We start from the raw sequence: 3217 nt of genomic DNA, 5'->3' as shown, positions 1-3217 counted from the left end.
GGGTGAGGCCGCCGCCGGTCGCGGACGCAACCGGGAGGCGGACGGGAGGCACGGTGCACGCCCGCCCCGCGCCTCCAGGCCGTCGGTCCCGGCCGACCCGGCCGTCAGCCGACCCGGCCGTCAGCCGACCCGGCCGTCAGCCGACCCAGTCCGTCAGCCGACCAGTCCGTCAGCCGACCCGGCCGTCAGCCGACCCGGCCGTCAGCCGAGCCGGTCCCGCAGGAACGCGACCACGCGTTTGCTCATCGCCTCGTCGAGCTGCGCGATCGAGTGGGCGGTCCCCTGCACCTGCACGAACGTCACCGGCACGTCGTGGGACCGCAGCGTCGACACGAACTCCTGCGACTCCCACAGCGGGATGAACTCGTCGGTGGAGTGCCCGATGAAGAACGGCGGGGTGTCCGCCGTGACGTGGTACTCGGGCGACGCCTGCTCGGCCGCCGGGCACTGCGTGTACGTCCGGCACCCGAGGTAGAGCAGCTGCTTCCGCTGGAACGAGGCTGACACCCCGTCGGCCTCGGTCGAACGGCTCGTCAGGTTCGTCGGGCCGCTGAGGTCCACGACGGCGCGGATCCGGTCACCGTCGGCGTAGGCGGGGGATTCGTGGTCCGTGACGGCGAGCAGTGCCGCGAGGTTGCCGCCCGCACTCCCGCCGAACAGTCCGACGCGGTCCCGGTCGACGTCGTAGGTCGTGAGGGTGCTCGTCCGGAAGACCCAGTCCAGCGCGCGCCGGACGTCGTCGTAGCCGGCGGGGAACGGGTCCGTCGGCGCGAGGCGGTAGTCGACGTTGAACGTGACGAACCCCTGCGAGGCGAGGTACTGGCACACCGAGCGGTAGGCGGCGGTCGCCTTGTCGCCGTGCGACCAGCTGCCGCCGTGGATCATCATCACCGCGGGGCGGGCCTGGCTCGGCTGACGGGCCGCGGACCGTGCGTCCGGCGACCCGGACGCGACGGGCGTCGGCGTGGCCGTCGTCGCGGGCTCGCTGTCGGGCGGCAGGCAGACGTCGAGACGCTGCAGCGGATCCGCACCGTACGGCACGTCCGCGACGACCTCGATGCCGTGGTACCGGAGCGACAGCGGGTAGATCACCGGGTCCGTCGTGACGGTCGCGTTCCGGTCGCCGGTCGGATCGGGGCTGCACGCGACGAGGGCGACGAGCGCCGCGAGCACACCGGCGACGGCGAGCAGCGAGCGGCGACCGGTTCCCATCGCGACCACGCTAACCCGACGGGCTGCACCCCCACGTCCACCCGGGGACGGAGAACCGCCCGATGGAGAACCGCCCGACGGAGAACCGCCCGACGGAGAACCGCCCGACGGAGAACCGCCGGACGGAGGGAGGCCGGACGGAGGAGCGCCCGGACGGCGTGCGCCGGCCGGTGCCAGGATGGACGGCAGACCCCGCAGGAGGACCCGTGAGCCGTCGCAAGGCCTGGAACGCCGACCCCGAACCACTGCTCCGCGTCGAGGAGGGCTTCCGCCTCGACCGCGTCGACCCCGACGGCACACCGGGCTTCCCCGGGCGGAAGATCGACGGGCTCGAAGCGCTCGCCGCCGGTGCCGATCGGCTCTCCGCCCTGCAGGAGCGCCTGCACGCCTCGGCCACGGCGGGGGACCAGCGGCGCGTGCTGCTCGTGCTCCAGGCGATGGACACGGCGGGCAAGGGCGGCATCGTCTCGCACGTCGTCGGTGCGGTCGACCCGAACGGGGTCCACTACGCGGGCTTCGGGGCGCCGACGGCCGAGGAGCGCGAGCACGACTTCCTCTGGCGCATCGAGCGCGAGCTCCCCGGTGCCGGACAGCTCGGGGTGTTCGACCGCTCGCACTACGAGGACGTCCTCATCCAGCGGGTGCGCTCGTTCGCGCCGCCGGAGGAGATCGAGCGACGCTACGGTGCGATCGTCGACTTCGAGGACCGGCTCGTCGCGGAGGGCACGACGATCGTGAAGGTCATGCTGCACATCTCGAAGGACGAGCAGCGCGAACGCCTCGGGGACCGGCTCGACCGCCCCGACAAGCACTGGAAGTTCAACCCAGGCGACATCGACGAGCGTCTGCTGTGGGACGACTACCAGGAGGCGTACCAGATCGTCTTCGACCGCACGTCGACCGCGCAGGCACCGTGGTACGTCGTCCCGGCGAACCGCAAGTGGTACGCCCGGCTCGCCGTGCAGCAGCTCCTGCTCCGGGCCCTCGAGGACATGCAACTCACGTGGCCGCCCGCCGACTTCGACGTGGCCGAGCAGCGTCGGCGGCTCGCCGAGTCCTGACCCCCGCCCGGACCGGCCTGGAGGCACGACCCGCCTCCGTCGTGCGGCGCACGTCCGCGCGGGGCCGGCCGACGTCCGCGCTGAGCCGGCCGACGTCCGCGCTGAGCCGGCCGACGTCCGCACCGGGGCTGGCCAGTCGGCGACGCATCGCGTAGACTCACTCGGTCGGCCTTCGGCGCCGTGGCACTGTGACCACGGAGTTCTTCGTTTGGGTGTGTGTTGCTCGAGGGCTGGAATCACGTCGATCCGCGACGGGATGAACCCCCTCTCCGCACGCTGCCTGCGCCGATGTCGCTGCCGGGCCCTGCGGACGTTCTGCACCCCAGGAAGTAGCCATGGCCCCGTACAACAAGGGCGGCGCGGACAACCGCGCCTCCGACCGTGTCCGTCACCCGAACGGCACCCCCGCCGCTCGCAGCAGCAAGCACCGCGGCTTCCGTGCCGCCGACCCGTCGCAGCCGCGCCAGAAGCAGCGCTGGGACGCCGAGGAGCGCCGCGGCCGCGGCGGCCAGGGCGACCGTCCCGCGCGTCCGAACTGGGAGCCCCGCGAGGGTGGCCAGAGCCGCTGGAACCGCGACGACCGTGCCCCGCGTCGCGACCAGGGCGACCGCGCGCCGCGTCGTTTCGACCGTGACGACCGCGCACCCCGTCAGGACCGCGATGACCGTGCCCCGCGTCGTTTCGACCGTGACGACCGCGCACCCCGTCAGGACCGCGATGACCGTGCCCCGCGTCGTTTCGACCGCGACGACCGCGCACCCCGTCAGGACCGCGATGACCGTGCCCCGCGTCGCTTCGACCGGGACGACCGTGCCCCGCGTCGCTTCGACCGCGATGACCGTGCCCCGCGTCGCTTCGACCGCAATGACCGCGCGCCGCGTCGTTTCGACAACGACGAGCGTCCGGCTCGTCGCTTCGACCGCGACGCTCCCTCCTCGCACGGC

Annotated in this window: 3 protein-coding genes; 1 reads left to right on the top strand and 2 read right to left on the bottom strand. The window is 73.2% G+C overall.

What is annotated here, in order from left to right; translation table 11 throughout:
* Positions 1 to 201: 201 nt before the first annotated feature.
* Positions 202 to 1212, bottom strand: a complete 1011-nt coding sequence (locus ACSW7Y_RS16700; RefSeq protein WP_438127353.1) for an alpha/beta hydrolase — start codon at positions 1210 to 1212, stop codon at positions 202 to 204.
* Between the two features lie 206 nt (positions 1213 to 1418).
* Between ACSW7Y_RS16700 and ACSW7Y_RS16695 the strand changes: the two genes are divergently transcribed.
* On the top strand, positions 1419 to 2273 hold the full coding sequence (locus tag ACSW7Y_RS16695; protein WP_438127352.1) for a PPK2 family polyphosphate kinase: 855 nt from the start codon (positions 1419 to 1421) through the stop codon (positions 2271 to 2273).
* Between the two features lie 236 nt (positions 2274 to 2509).
* Here the strand turns inward: ACSW7Y_RS16695 and ACSW7Y_RS16690 are convergent.
* On the bottom strand, positions 2510 to 3217 hold a 708-nt coding region (locus ACSW7Y_RS16690), incomplete at its 5' end, for a hypothetical protein (RefSeq protein ID WP_438127351.1).

It is taken from the genome of Curtobacterium flaccumfaciens, from assembly GCF_051548005.1.
In the GTDB taxonomy this organism is placed as follows: Bacteria; Actinomycetota; Actinomycetes; order Actinomycetales; family Microbacteriaceae; genus Curtobacterium.
This window is presented reverse-complemented; position numbering and strand designations above follow the sequence as displayed.

Excerpts from the sequence above, each read along its gene's own strand:
- ACSW7Y_RS16700 (WP_438127353.1), bottom strand. The coding sequence starts at position 1,212 with ATGGGAACCGGTCGCCGCTCGCTGCTCGCCGTCGCCGGTGTGCTCGCG.